The sequence below is a fragment of the Cupriavidus sp. L7L genome (genome assembly GCF_004353535.1).
In the GTDB taxonomy this organism is placed as follows: domain Bacteria; phylum Pseudomonadota; class Gammaproteobacteria; order Burkholderiales; family Burkholderiaceae; genus Cupriavidus; species Cupriavidus oxalaticus_A.
The window spans coordinates 1-21,849 of the sequence record NZ_SMNY01000010.1 but is presented as its reverse complement, the minus strand read 5'-3'; the positions used below and the strand labels follow the sequence as shown (position 1 = coordinate 21,849).

Sequence of the window (21,849 nt, the reverse complement as noted above, 5' to 3'; positions counted from 1 at the left end):
CATGCGTCAGATCGATGTCCACCAGCTGGCCGACGAGGCCCGCTTCAACCGCTTCCATGCACAGATCCTGTTCTGGTGCGCGCTCATCATCATCTTCGACGGCTATGACCTGGCCGTCGCCGGCATCGCGCTGCCGTCGATCATGAAGGAGATGGGCGTCACCGCGACCAGCGCGGGCTTCATGGTCAGCTCCGCGCTGTTCGGCATGATGTTCGGCGCGATCTTCCTCGGTACCATTGCCGACCGTATCGGCCGCCGGCGCGCCATCGCCGTCTGCATCGGGCTGTTCAGCGTGTTCACCGCGGCCGCGGGCCTTGCCAGCGATCCGGTCGCGTTCAGCGTCACGCGCTTCCTGGCGGGGCTGGGTATCGGCGGCGTGATGCCCAACGTGGTGGCGCAGATGACCGAGTACTCGCCGCGCAAGCTGCGCGGCACGCTGGTGACGCTGATGTTCAGCGGCTATTCGGTCGGCGGCATGCTGGCCGCGCTGCTGGGCAAGGGGCTGATCGAAAGCTATGGCTGGCAGTCGGTGTTCCTGGCCGCGGGGCTGCCGGTGCTGCTGGTTCCGCTGGTGCTGCGCGCGCTGCCGGAGTCGATGCCCTACCTGATCCGCACCAGGCAGACCGCCACGCTGCAGGGCGTGGTAGCACGGCTGGTGCCATCGCACCGCCCGCAGGCCGGCGACGTCTTCACGCTGCCCGCCGACGACAAGTCAGGCAGCGCGCCGATCCGCCGCCTGTTCCAGGACGGCCGCGGCTTCAGCACGGCCATGTTCTGGGTGGCGTTCTTCATGTGCCTGTTCATGGTGTATGCGCTCAGCTCGTGGCTGACCAAGCTGATGGCCGCCGCCGGCTACAGCCTGGGCTCCGCGCTGACCTTCGTGCTGGTGCTGAACTTCGGAGCGATGATCGGCGCCGTGGGCGGCGGCTGGCTGGCCGACCGCCTGCCGATCAAGCATGTGCTGATCGGCATGTACGCGCTGGCAGCGATCTCGATCACGCTGCTGGGCTACCCGATGCCGACCGCCGCGCTGTTCGTGGTGGTGGGACTGGCCGGTGCCTCGACCATCGGCACGCAGATCGTCACCTATGCCTATGCCGGCCAGTTCTACCCGATGGCGGTGCGCGGCACGGGCATCGGCTGGGCCTCGGGCGTGGGCCGCAGCGGCGCGATCCTGGCGCCGATCGTGATCGGCGTGCTGGTGGGGATGTCGCTGCCGCTGCAGCAGAACTTCATGGCGATCGCGATCCCGGCGGTGATCGCGGTGCTGGCGGTGTCGCTGATCGACCACCGCCGGTCGGCCTCGGCGCAGGGCGAGGTCGAGCGGGAGCCAGTGGGGGGCGCGGTGAAGCAGGCTTGAGTGTTATCTCGCCCGTCGGCACATCCACGGGCATACCCACGGCCTGCACTCTCCCCCTGCCCCTCTCCCCTGCCCCTCTCCCGCAAGCGGGAGGGGAGCAAACCGGCAGTCCTGCAGGCAATGCGGATTATTTCCCGCCCTTCACCGTCGTATATGCCGTGATCAGGTTGCGGTAATCGGGGATATGGTTCGAGAACAGCGTGCCCAGTCCCTCGATATCGGTGCGCCAGTCGCGGTGCAGCTCGCAGGCCACGCCGAACCACGTCATCAGCTGCGCGCCGGCCTCCGACATGCGGCGCCACGCGGAATCGCGCGTGATTTCGTTGAAGGTGCCGGAGGCATCGGTCACGACAAAGACGTCGAAGCCTTCCTCGATCGCCGACAGCGCCGGGAATGCCACGCACACCTCCGTGACCACGCCCGCGATCAGCAGCTGCTTCTTGCCGGTGGCGCGCACCGCCGCGACAAAGTCTTCATTGTCCCAGGCATTGATCTGGCCCGGCCGCGGGATGAACGGCGCGTCGGGGAACATCTGCTTCAGCTCGGGCACCAGCGGACCGTTGGGACCGTCTTCGAAGCTGGTGGTCAGGATGGTCGGCAGCTTGAAATACTTGGCCAGGTCGGCCAATGCCAGCACGTTGTTCTTGAATTTGTCGGGTTCGATATCCCGGACCAGCGACAGCAGGCCGGCCTGGTGGTCGACCATCAGGACAGCTGCCTGGCTCTTGTCCAGGCGCTTGTAGGTCTTGCTCATGGCGTGCTCCTGTGAAAACGGGCACGGCCGGAGGATTTCTCACCGGCCGCTTCCGTGGGTAAAAGCCTTGCCTGTGCGAAGAATGTCAGCGTTGGGAGTCCAGCACCTCGTGCTTCTTCTCGACGTCCTGCGCCTTCATGTAGCTCTCGATCAGCAACTGGTAGGCGGGGAAGATCTTAGTATAGACCTCGGCCCATTGCTGCGCGTCCGGGCGGTTCCAGCTCTGCTGCAACTCGGAGGCGACCGCGGCGGTATCCATCGGCACCACGCCGGCCTGGACGATGCGCGCCAGCGTGATTTCCTGCGCCATCTTGGAATAGGTGCCGGAGGCATCGACCACGGCGAACACCCTGTAGCCGTCGGCGACCGCGCTGATCGACGGGAACGCCATGCAAACGCTGGTGATGGTGCCGGCGATGATCAGCGTCTTCTTGCCGGTTTCCTTCACCGCGGCAACGAAGTCGGGGTTGTCCCACGCGTTGATCTCGCCCTTGCGCGCGACATACCTGGCATGCGGGGCGTTCTCGTGGATCTCGGGAATCAGCGGGCCGTTGGGGCCTTGCGGCACCGAGGCCGTGGTGATGACGGGCAGCTTGCACAGCGTTGCCATCCTGGCCAGCGCGGCGGCGCGCAGGCGCAGCTCGGGCATCGGCATGTCGCCCACGGTCTGGAACAGGCCGCTCTGGTGGTCGATCAGCAGCATGGCCGTATCGGCGGGATCGATTGCGGGGCGCCTGCCATTGAAATTGGCGGGGGTGGTCATCTCGCTTTCTCCTTGCACAGTGGACTGGGATACGGTGGCCGTGGCGCCGACGCCGTGGAACCGACCGTGTGGCAAAAGCATAGGTCTTGGCAGATTGCCCCGGTAGGCTTGAAAATCCGTCCTCAGCGTCCTACTGGCAGGACGACAGGAGCCGCCGTTGCATCCAGACCTCAACGACCTGTATTACTTTGCACAGGTAGTCGACCATCAGGGCTTTGCCCCGGCGGGGCGCGAGCTAGGGATCCCCAAGTCCAAGCTGAGCCGGCGCGTGGCCATGCTGGAAGAGCGGCTGGGCGTGCGCCTGATCCAGCGCTCCACGCGCCGCTTTTCCGTGACCGAACTGGGGCAGACCTACTACGCGCATTGCAAGGCGATGCTGGTCGAGGCGGAGGCCGCCGAGAGTGTGATCGAGCGCACTCGCGCCGAACCCAGCGGCCTGGTGCGCATGACTTGCCCGGTGGCGCTGCTGCATACCCGCGTGGGCGAAATGATTGCGGAATTCATGGCCGCCAACCCGAAGGTCACGGTGCACCTGGAGGCCACCAACCGCCGCGTGGACGTGGTCGCCGAAGGCGTGGACCTGGCTATCCGCGTGCGCGTGCCGCCGCTGGCTGGTGGAGGGCCGGCCCCCGCTGTTGACGCCGGCCGACCTGGACCCGCTGCCGACGCTGGACCTGGGTCCGCCGCGTCCCACGCATTTGTGGGCGCTGCACGGCCCCGACGGCGCCAGCGCCGAGCTGCACCACAAGCCTGAACTGCGCGAGGGCCGCCTGGTCCGGGTGCTGCCCGGCTGGTCGATCAAGGGCGGCGTGATCCACGCGGTGTTCCCGTCGCGGCGGGGGCTGCTTCCTTCAGTGCGCGAGCTGATCGATTTCCTGTCGCGGCGGTTCGCGCAGATCAGCGAAACCTGAGCGCCTGGCAGGGACACACCGAGTGCGCTGTCCGGCATGCGGGAAGGGTCCGCGCCGGAAGTGGTATCATGCGGGTTCATTTGCACGGATCGGCAACGCCCGACGCCAGTGCACCCGCCGCAGGACCATCCCACAAGAAGTACATCGGCGGTGGCCGGGCCCGATCCCGGCAATCCGCGGGGCGACAACGCCCCTCACCCTATCCGACCGGCGGCACGTCCGCTCCGCAACCACCGCGCCCCTCGCAGCGCACCGGTTGCGCAGGCATGGTCCACTTCCCGCCAGACTCCCTGCCTGCGCCGCGCGCGGGCCCCGACGCTGGCCTACAGCAACGGCGAACGGTCGCCAATCCTGCGCCGCCTGCATCGGACCGATGCACCGCGCCGCCCGCGGCCGCGCCTCTTGAACGGACAACACATTGAAGCCACACAAGCACCACCACAACCAACGCCTCGACAACCGGCACAGCCAGGACCCGTACACCGTTTCGGTCTATCCGATCCAGCAGGAACCCGGCCTCTGGTTCGCGACCTACATGATTGCCGAATACCGCAACGGCGCCGAGCGCATCGTCGCCAACGTGGCCATGCGCCATGACACGCACCGGACCGAAGCCCGTGCGTGCCAGGCCGCGCGGCGTGCCGGCGAACGCGCCGCGGCGCGGCTGCGCCTGCGGTAACCAACCGATCTTCCGGCCTACGGGCCGTCACAACGGCGTGCGCCATCCCGGCGCCGCTCTCGCAAGGAGCCTCTTTGGCAAAAGAAGAACTGGTGGAATTTGGCGGCAAGGTATCCGAGGTGCTGCCGGACAATCGCTTCCGCGTCGTGCTGGAAAACGGGTTCGAGGTCTGGGCCTACTCGTCCGGCCGCCTGAAGAAGAACCGCATCCGCGTGCTGGCCGGCGACCGCGTCACGCTGGAAATGTCGCCGTACGACCTGACCAAGGGACGCATCAACTATCGACACAAGTCGTAGGCCGCGTTTTCCGCCATGGCATGCGCCGCACCGGCGCATGCCATCCCCCAACACGTCATTTCATCGCATAGGAGAACCGACCATGTCGACCATCGAAGAATGGGAAGCCCTGCACCTGACGCCGGAAGGCTGGCAGGCAGGCACCTACCGGCACGCACCGTGGCAGGAGGTACAGATCGCGCCGCCGGCCGCCGGCGTACTGACGGTCAGGCGCCATGTGACCGCGACCTATTGCGGCCCGTCGCGCGCGGTGGAAGACCGCACGCCCGAAATCGCCGACATGGCGCTGATCGAAGCGCTGCTGGAGCGCCACGGCGCCCCGGTGTTCAATATCTGACGGAAATCGTGCCGTGTTGCCGCGTGCCGGCACGAGCGGCCTGGGCGCCCCGGAGCGCCGCCTCAGCCCACTACGCGCACATGCGGCCGTCCGGCCCGGACACCGCTGCCGACCGGTCTCAGTTCGCCGTCCCACGGCACGGCGCCGAGGTCCAGCACATAGTCGCCCTCGCGCGCCTTGTCATGCAGCTGGTCGCGCACCACCTGGCCGATGGCCAGCCGGCACAGCGCTTCGCCGCTGGCGCCAAGCTGCTCCGGTAACGCATCGGCTTCGGCCAGCACGGCGAATGCGCGCCGCCCGGCCCCGACAAAGCTGGTGAAGAGCACGCCGGTGGGCCGCTGCGCATCAATGAAGCAGACCGCGACGTGGTAGGTGATGCCCTTGCCCTCGCCGGGCAACGTGCACAGAAAACCGGATGATCCCGAACGCATGTCCATGAACGAATTCCCTGCTGGCTGACGGATGCTGCCGCACGCGCTGGCGCCGGGCGGCATCGTGCCGCGTTGATGGGGGGAGTATTCTTATTGCGCCATGACCAGCGACACCCCCGGCACCGTGCCGTTGATGATGTCTTCGGCATAGCGCAGTGCGCCGCGGCGCGCGCCGCCCACGTTGTCCCAGGGGGCGGCATCCAGGCGGAACGTGCGTGCCTGCGCGCTTTCAGGCGATTCGCCGGCGAGGCAGATCACCACCGCGGCATCGAACGAGCGGTCTGGCCTGGGCTCCGGCCACACCCGCGCGACGGCATGCTTGTACACCAGGGGATAGACGTCATATCCCTTGTAAGTCGCAGCTGGATAAACATCCATGACAGCCTCCGCGGGTTGGTGGTGTTCCCCTCACTCTACGCCTGTTGCTGCATCATGAGTGGCTTTATTTCATGCCGGTGGAAGATGGCGCCGCACAAAACAAGAAAGCTCCGCGCTGGCGGAGCTTCTTGACTGGGCCGGCGCCGAGGCCGCTCTGTCCGTGCATGCTACAGTGCCGCATCAAACGGACAAGAACGGATGACACTCTGCACTGCCTGCCAGGCCATCGAACGCCACCGCCGCGGCGCCCCAGGGCACGCCGCGCTGCGCATTACCGATACCCAGCGCATCAAGCCGCCCGGGTCAGCCGCGATCACCATCAGCACCTTTGTGTGCCAGGACTGCGGCGCGCGCTGGACTTACCGCGACCAGAAAAAGGGCACGGAACAAGGCTGGGAAGTGCAGCCGGACACTTAGCCCGGCCCGGAAAAGAAACAACCCCGGGGACCTCGTCCCCGGGGTTGCGACCCTGCTCCGGCCCGTCATGCGGGCCGGCATCCATCAGGCCGTGACCGACGCCAGCGCGGCGTTCAGCGTCTGGCTCGGGCGCATCGCTGCGCTGAGCTTGGCTGCGTCCGGCTGGTAGTAGCCGCCGATGTCGACCGGCTTGCCTTGCACCGCGGCCAGCTCGGCCACGATGTTCTGCTCGTTATCGGTCAGCGTCTTGGCCAGCGGCGCGAACTTGGCGGCCAGGTCCGCGTCGTCCGACTGGGCGGCCAGTTCCTGGGCCCAGTACATCGCCAGGTAGAACTGGCTGCCGCGGTTGTCCAGCTGGCCGGTCTTGGGCGACGGGCTCTTGTTGTTGTCGAGCAACTTGCCGGTGGCGGCATCCAGCGTCTTGGCCAGGATCTTGGCGCGGGCATTGCCGGTCTTGATGCCGACGTCTTCCAGCGACACCGCCAGCGCCAGGAACTCGCCCAGCGAATCCCAGCGCAGGTGGTTCTCTTCCACCAGCTGCTTGACGTGCTTCGGAGCCGAGCCGCCGGCGCCGGTTTCATACATGCCGCCACCGGCCATCAGCGGAACGATCGACAGCATCTTGGCGCTGGTGCCCAGTTCCATGATCGGGAACAGGTCGGTCAGGTAGTCGCGCAGGATGTTGCCGGTCACCGAGATGGTGTCCAGGCCGCGGATCACGCGCTCCAGCGTGTAGCGCATGGCGCGCACCTGCGACATGATCTGGATGTCCAGGCCGTTGGTGTCGTAGTCCTTCAGGTAGGCCTCGACCTTCTTGATCAGCTCGGCCTCGTGCGGACGGTACGGGTCCAGCCAGAACACGGCCGGCATGCCCGAGTTGCGCGCGCGCGTGACGGCCAGCTTGACCCAGTCGCGGATCGGCGCGTCCTTGACCTGGCACATGCGCCAGATGTCGCCCTGCTCGACGTTCTGCGTCAGCAGCACTTCATTGGTGGCCAGGTCGACGATATTGGCAACGCCGTCTTCGGTGATCTCGAAGGTCTTGTCGTGCGAGCCGTATTCCTCGGCCTTCTGCGCCATCAGGCCGACGTTCGGCACCGTGCCCATGGTGGTCGGGTCGAAGTTGCCGTTGGTCTTGCAGAAGTTGATGATCTCCTGATAGATCCGGGCAAAGGTGCTTTCCGGGATCACGGCCTTGGTGTCCTTCGGACGGCCGTCGGCACCCCACATCTTGCCGCCGATGCGGATCATGGCCGGCATCGAGGCATCGACGATCACGTCGTTCGGTGCGTGCAGGTTCGAGATGCCCTTGGCCGAATCCACCATCGCCAGTTCCGGGCGATGCTCGTGGCAGGCGTGCAGGTCGCGGATGATCTCTTCGCGCTTGGAGCTGGGCAGCGACTCGATCTTCTCGTACAGGTTGACCAGGCCGTTGTTGACGTTCACGCCCAGTTCGTCGAACAGCGCGCCGTGCTTGGCGAAGGCTTCCTTGTAGAAGATCTTGACGGCGTGGCCGAACACGATCGGGTGCGACACCTTCATCATGGTCGCCTTGACGTGCAGCGACAGCATCACGCCGGTGGCGCGGGCGTCTTCGAACTGCTCTTCATAGAAGGCGCACAGGGCCTTCTTGCTCATGAACATGCTGTCGATGATCTCGCCGTCCTGCAGCGAGACCTTGGGCTTGAGCACGATGGTCTTGCCGCTCTTGGTGATCAGCTCCATCTTGACGTCGCGGGCCTTGTCCAGCGTCAGCGACTTTTCGCCATGGTAGAAGTCGCCGTGCTTCATGTGGGCCACGTGCGTGCGCGAGGCCATGCTCCACTCGCCCATGCTGTGCGGGTGCTTGCGCGCGTAGTTCTTGACCGCGGCCGGGGCGCGGCGGTCGGAGTTGCCTTCGCGCAGGACCGGGTTCACGGCCGAGCCCAGGCACTTGGAATAGCGCTTCTGGATGGCCTTCTCTTCGTCGGTCTTCGGGTCTTCCGGATAGTCCGGCACCTTGTAGCCCTTGCCCTGCAGCTCGCGGATGGCGCTGACCAGCTGGTGCACCGAGGCGCTGATGTTGGGCAGCTTGATGATGTTGGTGTCCGGCTGCTGCGTCAGCTTGCCCAGCTCGGCCAGGTTGTCCGGCACGCGCTGTGCTTCGGTCAGGAATTCGGGGAACTCGCCCAGGATACGGCCGGCCACCGAGATGTCGCTGGTGGTGACGTTGATGCCGGCCGGCTTGGTGAAGGTCTGGATAATCGGGAGGAACGCACTGGTCGCCAGCAGCGGAGCTTCGTCGGTCAGCGTGTAGATGATGGTGGGTTGCTGGGTACTCATTGCTTCTCTCAGATCCTCTATCGGTGGGTGGGACTTCTGCCTGCCGGGTCACGGTCAGGGCGACAAACTAGGCGAAAGATAGAATTTTGCCTCAGTTTGCTTTCAGTAGTCTGAAAACCAGCGCATTTTGCGCGGCAATCGGGCAGAAAATCAGGCCGGCGCCGGTCCGGTGGCGCCTGGTTTCGCCCGTTGCACCCGAACGGTGCCGGTCCGGCGCCCGAATTGACATTTCGGGACAAGCTGGGGTCAGGCCACCGATGCCCCAGGTGCGCCCGACGAATCACAGAGTTGTCAAACTTGGCGCCGACAATGTCGTCTTTTGTCCTCTCAACGCCAAGGAACCGATCATGTCCCGACCTTTGCCTGCCCTGCCGCTGGCCCGGCTCGCCGTGGCCGCAGCGCTGCTGGGCGCCCTGCCGGCGTGGGCCGATGCGCCCGAAGCCTTCCCCGCCACGCTCGCCGGCCATGCGGTGCTGCCCGCGCAAACCCTGCTGTCGGCGCCCAAGGATGCTCCGGCGGATCTCCAGGTCAGCGGCAAGTTCACCACCGCGCAGCGCACCGAGGCGCCGGGCACGATCGAAGGCAAGTCCAACGGCCGGCCGACCGGCGTCTCGCTGCCGTTCCGCGGCCAGCCGGCCCAGGGGCACTCCGGCATCAAGCGCATGGCCGACGGCAGCTTCTGGCTGCTGACCGACAACGGCGCGGGCGCCAAGGCCAACTCGCCTGACTTCATGCTGTACCTGAACCAGTACAAGGTGGATTTCGGCACCGGCCAGTTCCGGCGGCTGAAGACGATCTTCCTGCACGATCCGGACAAGAAGGTGCCATTCCGCATCGTCCACGAGGGCACGAAGCAGCGCTACCTGACCGGCTCGGACTTCGACACCGAGAGCTTCCAGTTCGCGGGCGGCGCCATCTGGATCGGCGACGAGTTCGGTCCGTTCCTGATCAAGGCCGACATGAATGGCAAGGTGCTGGCGGTGTTCGAAACCATGGCCGGCGGCAAGCTGGTGCGCTCGCCCGACCATCCGGCGGTGACCACGCCCGGCGCGCCGGACGCCGGCATCAAGTTCCAGGTAAAGCGCTCGAAGGGCTTCGAGGGCATGGCATCGTCGCCCGACGGCAGCAAGCTGTATGCGCTGCTGGAAGGCGCCCTGTGGAACGAGGATGCCAGGGCCTATGAGAGCGAGGGCGGCAAGCCGTACCTGCGCGTGCTGGAATTCGACGTGAAGCAGCAGGCCTGGACCGGCCGCCACTGGAAGTACGTGCTGGAAGGCGCCAGCCACGCCATCGGTGACTTCAACATGATCGACGCCAGCCACGGCCTGATCATCGAGCGCGACAACGGCGAGGGCACGCCGGACAAGGCCTGCCCGGCCGGGCAGAAGCGGCCGGATTGCTTCGACGATGTGGCGAAGTTCAAGCGGGTCTACAAGGTCGAGCTGACCGACGCCAATGCCGGCGGACCGGTGCGCAAGGTCGGCTACATCGACCTGCTGCGCATTGCCGATCCGCGCAAGCTGGCGCGCAAGCCGCTGACCGATGGCGTGCTGGCGTTCCCGTTCTTTACCATCGAGAACGTCGAGTTGGTCGATGCCACACATATCGTGGTCGGCAACGACAACAACCTGCCCTTCAGCAGCAGCCGCGAACCGAATCGCGCGGATGACAATGAGCTGGTGTTGCTGGAGGTGGGGGAGTTTTTGAAGGCGCGGTAAGGCCAGCGCCGGGGGGGAGTGCTCCCCTCTCCCCCGCCCCCCCTCCCAGGGAGAGAGGGGGGAAAACCAGCGGATCACCGTCAGGCCACCAGCCTGAACGTCGCCACCGCCTCCTTCAACCGCTGCGCCTGTTCCTCCAGCGAACCCGCCGCCGCAGCCGCCTCTTCCACCAGCGCCGCGTTCTGCTGCGTCACCGTGTCCATCTGCGTCACGGCCTGGTTCACCTGCTCGATCCCCGAACTCTGCTCGGCCGACGCCGCGCTGATCTCGCCCATGATGTCGGTCACGCGCTTGACCGCCGCGACGATCTCTTCCATGGTCTGGCCCGACTGCGTCACCAGCATGGAGCCCTTCTCGACGCGATCCACCGAATCCCCGATCAGCGCCTTGATCTCCTTGGCCGCGGTCGCGCTGCGCTGCGCCAGGCTGCGCACTTCGCCCGCCACCACGGCAAAGCCGCGGCCCTGCTCCCCGGCACGCGCCGCTTCCACCGCCGCGTTCAGCGCCAGGATATTGGTCTGGAAGGCAATACCTTCGATCACGGCGATGATGTCGACCACCTTCTTCGACGCGCCGTTGATCTCTTCCATGGTCTCGGCCACCTTGCCCGCGACTGCGCCGCCCTTCTCGGCGATATCCGAGGCATTGACCGCCAGCGTGCTCGCCTGGCGCGCATTGTCCGCGTTCTGGCGCACAATGCTGGTCAGTTCTTCCATGCTGGCCGCGGTCTGCTGCAGCGACGAAGCCTGCTCCTCGGTGCGCTGCGACAGGTCGGTGTTGCCGGCCGCGATCTGGCTGGTGCCCGACACGATCGACTCGGTGCCCGCGCGCACCTGGCGCACGATGCGCAGGATATTGGCGTTCATGTCGGCCAATGCCTGCAGCAGCTGGCCGGTCTCGTCGCGGCTGTCGACGTCGATGCGGCTGGTGAGGTCGCCGGAAGCCACGGTGCGGGCCACCGCCACGGCGCGGTGCAGCGGGCGCGTGATGCCGCTGGTCAGCCACACCGAGAACGCGATGCCGATCGCCAGCACCACCACGCCCAGCCCGATCAGGCTGTTGCGCGCGTTGACGTAGATATCGTTGATCTCGCGCGCGGTGGCGTCGATGCTGGTGCGCTGGATATCGAGCAGCTTCTGGATCTCGGCCAGGTAGGCGTCGCCGGCCGGGACGAATTCCTTCTCCAGCACCTGGTTGGCCTCTTCGGTCAGGCCTTCCTGCTTGAGTTTGGTGATCTTGTCGCGGCCGTTGTTATACGGGTCGCGCACGCTCAGGATCTTCTGGAACGCTGCCTTTTCCTGCTCGGAGCTGAGCATCGGCTGCAGCTTGTCGCGCAGCTGCGCGATGCCTTCGATCGACGCCTTGGTCTCGGCGGCAAAGAACTGGCCCAGCGAAGGGTCGGCGCTGCGCGCCACCGCGGTGGTGCGGCGCACGCTGGTGTGCATGAGCCGGTACCAGTCGCTGACCAGCCGCTCCTTGGTCAGCGGCTGCTGCATCATCGCGTGGGTGCGCTCTGCCACCTGCTGCAGGCGCATCATGCCGAATACCGTCATGAGCGCCGACAGCAGCAATACCACCCCAAAACCGATGCCGAGGCGGACCCCGATTCCTAGATTCTTCATGTCTTCTACCTGATTAGGACTGGTTACGGCGAAGTGCCGGCGCCCGGTGGGCGCTGCGTTCTCCGCTCTTGTCGTCCGCGGGCGGGCCCGACGGGCCGGCGCAGGCGCGGGCTATGGATGGCAACGGCATGGGGGACCGAAACTTTAGGGTCTTCCTCGATTGACGGCTAGAAGTGTGCGGATTCCGGCTATAGTGGAGTGAAATCCGGCGCAGGGCCGTCCCGCGGCCCGCTCCACCCCTGCTCACACTTCCCCCACCAGGAGATCCAGCATGGCCACGCCTCCCAATCCTTTTGCCGATTTCACCAAGCTGATGGAACAGTTCCGCGTGCCGGGCCTCGACATGAACGCCGTGATCGAGGCGCGCCGCAAGGATATCGAGGCCCTGACCGAGGCCAACAAGCTGGCCTACGAGGGCATGCAGGCCGTGATGCAAAAGCAGCAGGAAATCTTCATGCAGACCATGCAGCAACTGCAGGCCGCGGCGCAGCAGTACGGCACCACGGGCAATCCGGCCGAGGCCATGGCCAAGCATGGCGAGCTGGTGCAGCAGGCGCTGCAGCGGGCGTTCGAAAACATGCGCGAGCTGGCCGAGACCGCGCAGAAGGCGCAGGCCGAAGCGCTGACCGTGATCGGCAAGCGCGCCGAGCAGAACGTCAAGGAGGCCGGCGCACTGTTCCAGCAGCCCGGGAAAAAGGGCTAGCGGCCGGCCCTGGTATCGGACGGCCCACTATCCCAGAGCCTGGCTCCGGTGGGCCTCCGTCGTGCCGACGGCCGGCATTGCACCGGCCGCGTCCGGGTCAGATCGTCAGATCACCCCTTGCGCCAGCATGGCATCCGCCACCTTGACGAAGCCGGCAATGTTCGCCCCTTCCACGTAGTTGATATACCCACCCGCCTTCTGCCCGTGGTGGATGCAGTTCTGGTGGATGTCCTTCATGATCGCGTGCAGCTTCTCGTCGACCTCGGCGTGGTGCCACGACAGGCGCATCGCGTTCTGCGACATCTCCAGGCCGGAGGTCGCCACGCCGCCGGCGTTGCTGGCCTTGCCCGGCGCGTAGAGGATCTTCGCGTCGACGAAGCGGTCCACCGCTTCCAGCGTCGACGGCATGTTGGCGCCTTCGGCCACGCAGATCACGCCGTTGCCGAGCAGGGTTTCGGCATCGTTGCCGTCGAGCTCGTTCTGCGTTGCGCACGGCAGCGCGACGTCGGCGGGCACGTGCCACGGGGTGCGGCCGGCTTCGAAGCGCATGCCGTGGCGGGCGGCAAAGTCGAGCAGGCGGCCGCGCTCTTCGTTCTTGAAGGCCATGACTTCGGCCAGCTGCCCCGTGGTCATGCCTTGCGGGTAGTGCAGCACACCGCCGGAGTCTGACAGGGTCAGCACCTTTGCGCCCAGCTCGATCGCCTTCTCGGCAGCGTATTGCGCCACGTTGCCCGAGCCGGAGATCAGCACGCGCAGGCCGTCGAACTCGCGGCCGCGGCGGTGCAGCATCTCCTGGGCGAAGTAGACGGTGCCGTAGCCGGTCGCTTCCGGGCGCATCAGGCTGCCGCCGTAGGCCAGGCCCTTGCCGGTAAAGACGCAGGCGGACTGGTTCGACAGCTTCTTCATCATGCCGGCCATGAAGCCGACTTCACGCGCGCCCACGCCGATGTCGCCGGCCGGGATATCGGTGTCGGGGCCGAGGTGGCGGTACAGCTCGGTCACCAGCGCCTGGCAGAAGCGCATCACTTCGCCGTCGGACTTGCCCTTGGGATCGAAGTCCGAGCCGCCCTTGCCGCCGCCCATGGGCAGCGTGGTGAGCGCGTTCTTGAAGGTCTGCTCGAAGCCCAGGAACTTCAGCACCGACAGGTTCACGGTCGGGTGGAAGCGCATGCCGCCCTTGTACGGGCCGATCGCCGAGCTGTGCTGGACGCGGAAGGCGCGGTTGACCTGCACCTGGTTGCGGTCATCGGTCCAGGCCACGCGGAACTGGATCACGCGCTCGGGCTCGACCAGGCGCTCGAGCAGGGCTTGGTCGGCGTAGCGCGGATTGCGCTCGACGAACGGCCAGAGCGTCATCATCACTTCCTTCACGGCCTGGAGGAATTCAGGTTGATTGGGGTCGCGGCGGGCGACCCCCGCCAGGAATGCGTCGAGGGAAGGAACGTTCACGATGTCTCTGCTGTGCTGGTGCTGTGTCTGGTCTGACGGCCCTGCCGGCTGGTGCCGGTCTCTGGAGCCGTTTGGCGTTGCGCCGGGGGGAAGGTGGGTGGCCTCCAATTGTCCAGACATTGACGGCATGCCGTGCCTGTCTGGCAACCCGAAACTGTAGCACCAGCATGGGGCATGTGGCAGTCAAAACACCTGTGACTGCCAAGTGAAGGCTACATTTTGGTGCGAACAGCGGGGCTTTTCGTTCGATCAGCGCACAGATGCGATCGAAAAACGACTTGCCGCGCGGCTAGGCAATCAGCAGCTTGGCGCCGCGCTCCTTCAGCGCCGCCCCGATTTCCGGCTCGGGCGCCATGTCCGTGATCAGCCAGGCAGCCAGGTCGAAGTGCTTGATCGTCACGCCGGTGTTGCGGCCGAACTTGGTGTAGTCGGCTACCACGCATGGGGTGTCGGCAGCCATCAGCATGCGGCTGCGCAGTTCGGCCGCGGCGCGCGAGAAGTCGCAGATCTCGCCGCGGGGCGTGACGCCGCCGATGCCGATAAAGGCAAAGTCGGTGTGGTAGCGCGACAGCTGCTCGATAGTGTCCCAGCCGTGGGTCGCGTCTTCATTGTCCTGCAGCTCGCCACCAAGCACGATCACGCGGTTGCCGTTGCGCCTGCCCAGCAGCTGGGCGATGGCAAGGTCGTTGGTGTAGACCAGCAGGTTGTGGTGGCCGTGCAGCGCCTGCGCCACCGCATGGGTGGTGGTGCCATAGTCCAGGATCAGCGATGCACCGTCGCGCACCAGTTCCGCGGCGCGCACGCCGATGGCGCGCTTGCCTTCGGCATTGACCGCGGCGCGGGCCTGGGTGTCGGGCTCGGTGCGGTCCGAGGCCAGCGCGCCGCCGTGGGTCAGCACCAGCAGGCCGCGGCCGGCGAGCGTGTTCAGGTCGCGCCGGATGGTCTCGCGCGAGACGTCGAGCTCGGCCACCAGCTCGCTGATGGCCAGGGCGCCGGTGGCGGAGAGCTGGTCGAGGATGTATTTCTGCCGTTGTTCGGCGAGCACGGGGACTCCGGGAGCGTGTTTAGCTGAGCGGTGATTCTAGCGCGGGTGTGATTGGCATGGTGGCAGCCAACTACCGCGGACCTGCTCGCTCTCCCGCTTGCGTGAGAGCGAGCAGACCGGCGGTCGAATCAACGCGCTTGATACTTCACGCCCACGGCAACGTCACCGTCTTTAAATTGGTAAAGCTCTTGGCCGCTTCCTGCACGCCTTCCTTGTAGCCCAGCCCCGAATCCTTGATGCCGCCGAAAGGCGTTAGCTCGATGCGGTAGCCCGGCACTTCCCACAGGTTCACCGTGCCGACATGCAGCGAGTTGGCGATCTTCGTGAACGCCTCGATATCGTTGGTGCAGACCCCCGACGACAGGCCGAACGCCGTGCCGTTGGAAATCCGGATCGCATCATTGATATCGCGGAAGGTGATGATGGGCGATACAGGCCCGAAGGTCTCCTCGCTCACCACCGTCATCGCCGGGTCGACGCGGTCGATCACCGTCGGCGCGTAGCTGGCGCCGATGCGCTGGTTGCCGGCCAGCAGCCGCGCGCCCTGCGCCACCGCCTCGTTGACGCGCGCCTCGAACAGCATGGCGGCCTCTTCGTCGATCACCGTGCCCATGTCGACGCCACGGTCCATCGGGTTGCCATACGTCCACGCGCGGGTCTTCTCCACCACCATTTCGGTGAAGCGCGCCGCGACCGCCTGGTGCACCAGCATGCGCTTGACCGCGGTGCAGCGCTGGCCCGAGTTCTTGTACGAGCCCTGCACCGCGAGGTCGGAGGCGCGCTCGAGGTCGGCGTCGGCCAGCACGATCAGCGGATCGTTGCCGCCCAGCTCCAGCACCACGCGCTTGTAGCCGGCCTTGCTGGCGATGTACTTGCCGATGGCCACGCCGCCGGTGAAGGTGACGAGGTCGACGGCCGGATGGGTGATCAGCTCATCGGCGATCTCGCGCGGGTCGCCGGTGACCACCTGCAGCATCTGCGGCGGCAGCCCGGCCTCGTACAGCAGGTCGGCAAGGTAGTACGCCGACAGCGGCACCTTTTCCGACGGCTTCAGCACCATGCGGTTGTTGGTCGCAATCGACGGCGCCACCTTGTGCGCCACCTGGTTCATCGGGTGGTTGAACGGCGTGATGGCGCAGATCACGCCGAGCAGCGGCTCGCGCTGGGTCAGCACGCGGCGCTTCGTGCCGTGCGGGGTCAGGTCGCAGGAGAACAGCTGGCCGTCGTCGCGCAGCGCCTCGGTGGCGGCGAAGCCGAGCACGTCGGCCACGCGGCCGATCTCGTACAGCGAGTCCTTCTTGGACAGGCCGGACTCCAGCGTGATCAGGTCCGACGCTTCCTCGGTGCGCTCGCGCAGCAGCGCGGCGGCGCGGTTCAGGATGGCGGCGCGCTCGTAGCGGGTCAGCTTGGAACGGTACGCCTGCGCCACGCCGAAGGCGCGGCGCACGTCGTCGAGCGTGGCCTTGGGCACGGTGCCCACCAGCGTGCCGTCATACGGGTTGCGCACCTCGATCACGCGCTCGCGCACGATCTTCTGGCCATCGATGCGCAGCGCCTCCGCGCGGAAGTGCGGGCTGACGGTGCCTGCAGGGAAATGGGGGGCATTCATGGGATTTCTCCGGTCAGTACGGGAGCAACGGCCCGCTGCGGGCCGCGGTGCAGCTCTCAGTGCAGGTTCAGTGCAGGTTCAGTGCAGGTGATTGAGCGCCACGTCGAAGATGTCGAAATTGCGCATCACGGTCTTGCCCGGGATGCCGGCCGTCGGACGGTTGAACACCAGCGGCACGGTCTGCTCCGAGACGCCGCCGTGCGAGCGCAGCGGCGCATCGAGCCCGGACAGGTCGTGGCGGCTGCGGCTGGTGCCCAGCACCACGTGCTTGTCGCTAGTCACCACCAGGTCGCCCACGCGGTCGGACGGCAACTCGAAGCGCGCACAGGCTTCGGTGTTGTCGAGCACGCTTTCCACGCCCGGCAGGGCGGACAGCCGGGCCTTGAGCGCGTCGCGGTCGGCGCCTTCGGGCAGGTAGACGGTGGCGTACGAGCCGAGCGCGCCGTGGTGGACCACATAGGGATCCGTGATCGGCAGGATCACGCGCGCCCCGCCCTCGTCAACGCCGCGGCCAAGCCATGCATCCAGATGGTCCTGCAGGTAGATCACGTTGGGCGCCTTGGTGGCATCGTCGTGCTTGGCGTTCATGCCGTGGTCGGCCGTCAGCGCCACCACGCAGCCGAGTTCATCCAGGCGCGCGAGGTACTTGTCCATCATCGCGTAGAAGGCGTTGGCGCCGTCGGAGCCGGGTGCGAACTTGTGCTGGATGTAGTCGGTGGTGGACAGGTACATCAGGTCGGGGCGGCGCGTTTCCATCAGCCGCACGCCAGCGGCAAAGACAAACTCGGACAGCTCGGCGCTGTAGACATCGGGCACCGGCATGCCGACCAGTTCCAGCACGCCGTCGATGCCGTTCTCCGCCACCGTGGCCTGGTCGGCCTTCTCGGACGAAAAGCAGATGCCGCGCATGCCGTGGCCGAGCAGGCGGCGCAGCTTGTCCTTGGCGGTCACCACCGCGACGCTGGCGCCGGCGCCCGCAAACGCGGCCAGGATGGTGCCCGCGCGCAGGTACTTGGGGTCGTTCATCATCACTTCCTCGCCGCGGCCGTCATTGGCGCTGCGGTCGAAGAAATAGTTGCCGCAGATGCCGTGCACCGCGGGCGGCGCGCCGGTGACGATGGAAAGGTTGTTCGGGTTGGTGAAGGTGGGCACCACGCACGCGCCGCGGAACGACGAGCCGCTGGCGAGCAGTTGCTTGAGGTAAGGCGCGCTGCCGCTGGCGGCTGCGGCCTCAAGGTAGTCGAACTCGCAGCCGTCGACGCAGACCACCACGACGGGCTGCTGCATCCAGCGGTAGCAGCGCTGGTTGACGGTAATGGTGCGGGCGGGAACGTTGGTATCGGGCATGGTGGCGGTCCGGTGTGCGAGTGTTTGGGAATCGATGGTTGTGGTCGTCAGTCGGCCGCGCCGGTGCCGGCGGTACCGGCGGTATCGGGATCGACAGCGGCATGCATGCGCGCGCGTCCGCGCTCGACGTGCTCGCGCATCAGCCGCCCCGCCAGCTCGCCGTCGCGCGCGGCGATGGCCGAGACGATGGCGCGGTGCTCGCGGGTGGAATCGGGCATGGCCGCGTTGCTGCCCGACAGCGCCTCGCGCCGGAACAGCGTCAGCTCCTTGACCAGGCGCCGGTAGGTGTCGAGCAGCTTGCCGTTGCCGGCCAGCTCGACCATGCGGTCGTGGAAGGCAAAGTTCAGGCGCGCGTATTCGTCCAGGTCGCGGGCAGCGCTGGCGGCGCCCAGCGCCTCGACCAGCGCGCGCAGTTCGCGCAAGCCTTCCGCCGTGATGCGGGCCGCCAGTTGCCGGCCGACGAATTCATCGAGCACCGCGCGCAGTTCATAGATCTCGTCGGCTTCCCGCACCGAGATGGCACGCACGAACACGCCGCGGTTCTTTTCGGTGCGCAGCAGGCCGGCCTGCTCCAGCGCGCGGAACGCTTCACGCACCGGGCCGCGCGAAACGTTGAGCTGGCCCGCGACTTCGACCTCGTTGAGCTTGGCTCCCGGCGGCAGTTCGCCGGACATGATCCGCAGCTCCAGTTCGCGCTGGACCAGCGTGGTCAGCGACTGGCTCTGCAGGATGGTGATTTCGCTCGCCAGCGGGACTTGGCGTGACATGAAAAACTCCCGTTTGTGACGGATTCAGCAATATCGAAAATCCTTGTTGCGATTAAAGCAAGCGGTTTGTATATTGTCAACAATCAAGACATCGGTGGCACCAACAGGGTGACGCAAAAGCTGGAAATAGCCGGCCATATGTCTTGCGAGTGTTGTAGGACAAGGGTTTCAAGGTGATACATGGCTGCGCAACGCCGCGCCACACGTTGCAACATATTCACCAAAATGACACATATCTCCACCCACAATGCCGGAAAACGGAGGCCTCATGAAACCGTCCATCAAGTCCGCCCTGCACACCGCCGCCGCCCTGCTCGCACTGGGCGCCGCCAGCCGAGTTCGAGGCCGTGTCCGCATCGCTGAAGGTGCCCTTCTACAAGACCTTCTTCAAAGTCACTGTGCCGGCCGGCCTGCCCGCCATCCTGGAGATCTCGCGCTACCTGTTCATCAACGCCATGACCACGGTGTCGGCGGTGGTGTTCCTCTACGGCGCCGACACCAAGCTGGCCTCGGTCGAGATCGTCAACCTGGACGAGTCCGGCGACATCGGCCCGGCGGCGGCCATGGCCACGCTGGTGGTGGTGACCTCCGCGCTGGCCTGCCTGCTCTATTACCTGCTGCAACGCGTGCTCGACCGCAAGACCCAGGCATGGCGCCAGGGCCAGGCAAGCGACTGAACTCTTCCAATACGCAATTTCTCCTTCCCCAATCTCCTTCACAACGAGGAGTTCCCAATGATCCGCGGCAACGACCCGATCCTTCTGACCCCCGGCCCACTCACCACCTCGCTCGCGACCAAGCAGGCCATGCTGCGCGACTGGGGATCGTGGGATGCCAGCTTCAACAGCATCACGCGCAGCCTGTGCGATGACCTCGTGCGCATCGTCCACGGCGAAGGCACCCATGTGTGCGTGCCGATGCAGGGCAGCGGCACCTTTTCCGTGGAAGCCGCCATTGCCAACGTGGTGCCCCGCGACGGCAAGGTACTGGTGCCGCAGAACGGGGCGTACTGCCAGCGCATCCTGAAGATCTGCAAGGTGCTGGGCCGCGCCAGCGTGGAACTGCCGCTCCCCGAAGACCAGCCGGCCACGGCCGCGCTGATCGAGCAGGCGCTCACACGCGACCCGTCGATCACGCACGTGGCGCAGGTGCATTGCGAGACCGGCGCCGGCGTGCTGAACCCGCTGCCGGAGATTGCAGCGCTGTGCCAGCGGCTTGGCAAGGGACTGATCGTCGATGCGATGAGTTCGTTCGGCGCGATCGAGATCGACGCGCGCACCATGCCGTTCGATGCGCTGGTGGCTGCCACCGGCAAGTGCATCGAGGGCGTGCCGGGCATGGGGTTCGTGCTGGTGCGCAAGGATGCGCTGGAAGCCAGCCAGGGCAACAGCCATTCGCTGGCGCTCGATCTGTACGACCAGTACGTCTACATGCAGAAGACCACGCAGTGGCGCTTCACGCCGCCCACGCACGTGGTGGCGGCGTTCCGCGCGGCGCTGGACCAGTTCCTGGAAGAAGGCGGGCAGCCGGTGCGCCGGGCGCGCTATCGCAAGAATTGCGATGCGTTGATCCGAGGCATGGGCGAGCTCGGCTTCCGGCCGTTCCTGCCGGCGGCGGTGCAGGCGCCGATCATCGTCACCTTCCATGCGCCGGCGGATGCGCGCTATGACTTCAAGACGTTCTATGGCAAGGTGCGCGAGCGCGGGTACATCCTGTATCCGGGCAAGCTGACGCAGGTGGAGACGTTCCGGGTTGGCTGCATTGGCGCGATCGACGACAACGAAATGCGCAATGTGGTGACGGCGGTTGGCGAGGTGCTGCGGGAAATGGGGATTGACATGCAGGCACCGCTGGCGCAGGCGGCATGATCGGTTTTCCCTCCCAACGCTAGCAGCAGGCTCCCCTCTCCCGCCTGCGGGAGAGGGGAGCAAACCCCGGGTCCAGACACACTTCCGATGCCCCTCCCCACCGACTTCCACGGCGTCGCCTTTGCCGCCGTGATGCTGTCCGCGCTGATGCACGCATCCTGGAACGCCATCGTCAAGATCGGCGGCGACCGCCTGTCGTCGATGGCGCTGATCGACACCTTCTGCCTGCTGGTGGCGATTCCCTTCCTGTTCTTCGTACCCATGCCCGCGCCGCAGGCCTGGCCCTTCCTGCTGGCCACGGTGGCGCTGGAAGTGGTCTACAAGCTGGCGCTCGTGGCCGCCTACAACCGTGGCGACTTCAGCCAGGCCTATCCGCTGATGCGCGGCTCGGCGCCGATGATGGTGGCGGTCCTGTTGTTGCTGACCGGCACCGAGCGGCTCGGCCCCGGCGGCTATGCCGGCATCGCCCTGATTTGCTGCGGCCTGGTCAGCCTGGTGCGCTGGCGCCGGCAGTCGCCGGACCTGCTCGGCTTTGCGCTGCTGGCCGGCGCGTGCCTGGCCGGTGGGACGGTGATCGACGGCACGGCGGTCAAGCGCTACGGCGAAGTCTTCACCTACATCGTCTGGCTGCAGGCGATGTCGCACATCTTCATGCCCGTCTACGCGCTGAACCGGCGCGGCAGCGCACTGCTGACGCCGCTGCGCGCGGAATGGAAGCGCGCCTGGATCGGCGGCATCAACCGCGTGGGCTCGTACGCGCTGATGCTGTGGGCGATGACGCTGGCGCCGGTGACCAAGCTGGCGGCCCTGCGTGAATCGAGCGTGATCTTTGCCGCGCTACTGGGTCATTTCCTGCTGCGCGAACCGTTCGATCGCCGGCGGCTGATCGCGACCGGGCTGGTGCTGGCCGGCATCCTGACGCTGCAGCTGGCACGCTAGACGCCACACGCGGGCGGGGTGGGCGCCCCGCGCCGCGCCCGGGCCATTCGCACCCCACCCCGCCTTCGGCGCAACCCGCTGTTTTTCCACGAAAGCCGCCGCGTCCGCCGGGTCCGCGGCACCCCACCCCCGCT

At 66.4% G+C, this 21,849-nt stretch carries 20 protein-coding genes and 2 pseudogenes; 11 read left to right on the top strand and 11 right to left on the bottom strand.

Translation table 11 applies throughout. From position 1 onward, the window contains the following. Position 1: 1 nt before the first annotated feature. A complete protein-coding gene (locus tag E1J61_RS11920; protein WP_133094270.1) occupies positions 2–1,360 on the top strand; it encodes an MFS transporter in 1,359 nt (452 codons plus the stop codon). 127 nt (positions 1,361–1,487) lie between these two features. Here E1J61_RS11920 and ycaC read toward each other — a convergent pair whose 3' ends face one another. After that, a complete protein-coding gene (gene ycaC, locus E1J61_RS11915; RefSeq protein ID WP_133094269.1) occupies positions 1,488–2,114 on the bottom strand; it encodes an isochorismate family cysteine hydrolase YcaC in 627 nt (208 codons plus the stop codon). A gap of 85 nt (positions 2,115–2,199) precedes the next feature. Continuing rightward, entirely contained in the window at positions 2,200–2,877 is a 678-nt protein-coding gene (locus E1J61_RS11910; protein ID WP_133094268.1) for an isochorismatase family protein, read from the bottom strand. A 157-nt stretch (positions 2,878–3,034) separates the two neighbouring features. On the opposite strand from E1J61_RS11910, the pseudogene E1J61_RS11905 reads away from it, so the two are divergent. The 4 genes and pseudogenes from E1J61_RS11905 to E1J61_RS11890 all read left to right on the top strand — a co-directional run bounded on the left by E1J61_RS11905 (position 3,035) and on the right by E1J61_RS11890 (position 5,100). Then, a pseudogene (locus E1J61_RS11905) lies at positions 3,035–3,788 on the top strand (LysR family transcriptional regulator). A gap of 418 nt (positions 3,789–4,206) precedes the next feature. Continuing rightward, the gene (locus E1J61_RS11900; RefSeq protein ID WP_133094267.1) at positions 4,207–4,467 is read left to right on the top strand and encodes an isochorismatase; all 261 of its coding nucleotides are present in this window, start codon (positions 4,207–4,209) and stop codon (positions 4,465–4,467) included. Between the two features lie 74 nt (positions 4,468–4,541). After that, on the top strand, positions 4,542–4,763 hold the full coding sequence (gene infA / locus E1J61_RS11895) for a translation initiation factor IF-1 (RefSeq protein WP_133094266.1): 222 nt from the start codon (positions 4,542–4,544) through the stop codon (positions 4,761–4,763). Positions 4,764–4,845: 82 nt separating this feature from the next. Continuing rightward, entirely contained in the window at positions 4,846–5,100 is a 255-nt protein-coding gene (locus E1J61_RS11890; RefSeq protein ID WP_133094265.1) for a translation initiation factor 1, read from the top strand. A gap of 62 nt (positions 5,101–5,162) precedes the next feature. On the opposite strand, the gene E1J61_RS11885 is transcribed toward E1J61_RS11890, so the two are convergent. Further along, positions 5,163–5,537 carry a hypothetical protein gene (locus E1J61_RS11885; protein WP_133094264.1) on the bottom strand — a complete coding sequence of 125 codons (375 nt, stop codon included), beginning with the start codon at positions 5,535–5,537 and terminating at the stop codon, positions 5,163–5,165. An 84-nt stretch (positions 5,538–5,621) separates the two neighbouring features. Beyond that, complete coding sequence (locus E1J61_RS11880; protein ID WP_133094263.1) at positions 5,622–5,909, bottom strand: hypothetical protein; 288 nt, start codon at positions 5,907–5,909, stop codon at positions 5,622–5,624. A gap of 198 nt (positions 5,910–6,107) precedes the next feature. Here E1J61_RS11880 and E1J61_RS11875 point away from each other — a divergent pair, with 198 nt between their 5' ends. Next, on the top strand, positions 6,108–6,326 hold the full coding sequence (locus E1J61_RS11875) for a hypothetical protein (RefSeq protein WP_133094262.1): 219 nt from the start codon (positions 6,108–6,110) through the stop codon (positions 6,324–6,326). Between the two features lie 84 nt (positions 6,327–6,410). Here E1J61_RS11875 and E1J61_RS11870 read toward each other — a convergent pair whose 3' ends face one another. Further along, positions 6,411–8,648 carry an NADP-dependent isocitrate dehydrogenase gene (locus E1J61_RS11870; protein WP_133094261.1) on the bottom strand — a complete coding sequence of 746 codons (2,238 nt, stop codon included), beginning with the start codon at positions 8,646–8,648 and terminating at the stop codon, positions 6,411–6,413. Positions 8,649–8,995: 347 nt separating this feature from the next. Here E1J61_RS11870 and E1J61_RS11865 point away from each other — a divergent pair, with 347 nt between their 5' ends. Then, entirely contained in the window at positions 8,996–10,366 is a 1,371-nt protein-coding gene (locus E1J61_RS11865; RefSeq protein ID WP_133094260.1) for an esterase-like activity of phytase family protein, read from the top strand. 80 nt (positions 10,367–10,446) lie between these two features. Here E1J61_RS11865 and E1J61_RS11860 read toward each other — a convergent pair whose 3' ends face one another. Further along, on the bottom strand, positions 10,447–11,988 hold the full coding sequence (locus E1J61_RS11860) for a methyl-accepting chemotaxis protein (protein ID WP_133094259.1): 1,542 nt from the start codon (positions 11,986–11,988) through the stop codon (positions 10,447–10,449). 271 nt (positions 11,989–12,259) lie between these two features. Between E1J61_RS11860 and E1J61_RS11855 the strand changes: the two genes are divergently transcribed. Continuing rightward, the gene (locus E1J61_RS11855; RefSeq protein WP_133094258.1) at positions 12,260–12,691 is read left to right on the top strand and encodes a phasin family protein; all 432 of its coding nucleotides are present in this window, start codon (positions 12,260–12,262) and stop codon (positions 12,689–12,691) included. A gap of 105 nt (positions 12,692–12,796) precedes the next feature. On the opposite strand, the gene gdhA is transcribed toward E1J61_RS11855, so the two are convergent. From gdhA to E1J61_RS11830, 5 genes are all read right to left on the bottom strand, one after another. Beyond that, entirely contained in the window at positions 12,797–14,140 is a 1,344-nt protein-coding gene (gene gdhA / locus E1J61_RS11850; RefSeq protein WP_133094257.1) for an NADP-specific glutamate dehydrogenase, read from the bottom strand. Positions 14,141–14,429: 289 nt separating this feature from the next. Then, on the bottom strand, positions 14,430–15,185 hold the full coding sequence (locus E1J61_RS11845; RefSeq protein WP_133094256.1) for a DeoR/GlpR family DNA-binding transcription regulator: 756 nt from the start codon (positions 15,183–15,185) through the stop codon (positions 14,430–14,432). Positions 15,186–15,330: 145 nt separating this feature from the next. Further along, on the bottom strand, positions 15,331–16,794 hold the full coding sequence (gene phnY, locus E1J61_RS11840) for a phosphonoacetaldehyde dehydrogenase (RefSeq protein WP_133094255.1): 1,464 nt from the start codon (positions 16,792–16,794) through the stop codon (positions 15,331–15,333). 78 nt (positions 16,795–16,872) lie between these two features. After that, positions 16,873–18,141, bottom strand: coding sequence for a phosphonoacetate hydrolase (gene phnA / locus E1J61_RS11835; RefSeq protein WP_133094254.1), 1,269 nt, complete (start codon positions 18,139–18,141; stop codon positions 16,873–16,875). Positions 18,142–18,188: 47 nt separating this feature from the next. Further along, positions 18,189–18,908, bottom strand: coding sequence for a phosphonate utilization associated transcriptional regulator (locus E1J61_RS11830; protein WP_133094253.1), 720 nt, complete (start codon positions 18,906–18,908; stop codon positions 18,189–18,191). Between the two features lie 332 nt (positions 18,909–19,240). Here E1J61_RS11830 and E1J61_RS11825 point away from each other — a divergent pair. From E1J61_RS11825 to E1J61_RS11815, 3 genes and pseudogenes are all read left to right on the top strand, one after another. After that, a pseudogene (locus tag E1J61_RS11825) lies at positions 19,241–19,585 on the top strand (ABC transporter permease subunit); the annotation flags it as partial. A gap of 57 nt (positions 19,586–19,642) precedes the next feature. Beyond that, complete coding sequence (locus tag E1J61_RS11820; RefSeq protein ID WP_133094252.1) at positions 19,643–20,776, top strand: 2-aminoethylphosphonate--pyruvate transaminase; 1,134 nt, start codon at positions 19,643–19,645, stop codon at positions 20,774–20,776. An 87-nt stretch (positions 20,777–20,863) separates the two neighbouring features. After that, entirely contained in the window at positions 20,864–21,715 is an 852-nt protein-coding gene (locus E1J61_RS11815) for an EamA family transporter (protein ID WP_133094251.1), read from the top strand. Positions 21,716–21,849 lie beyond the last annotated feature (134 nt).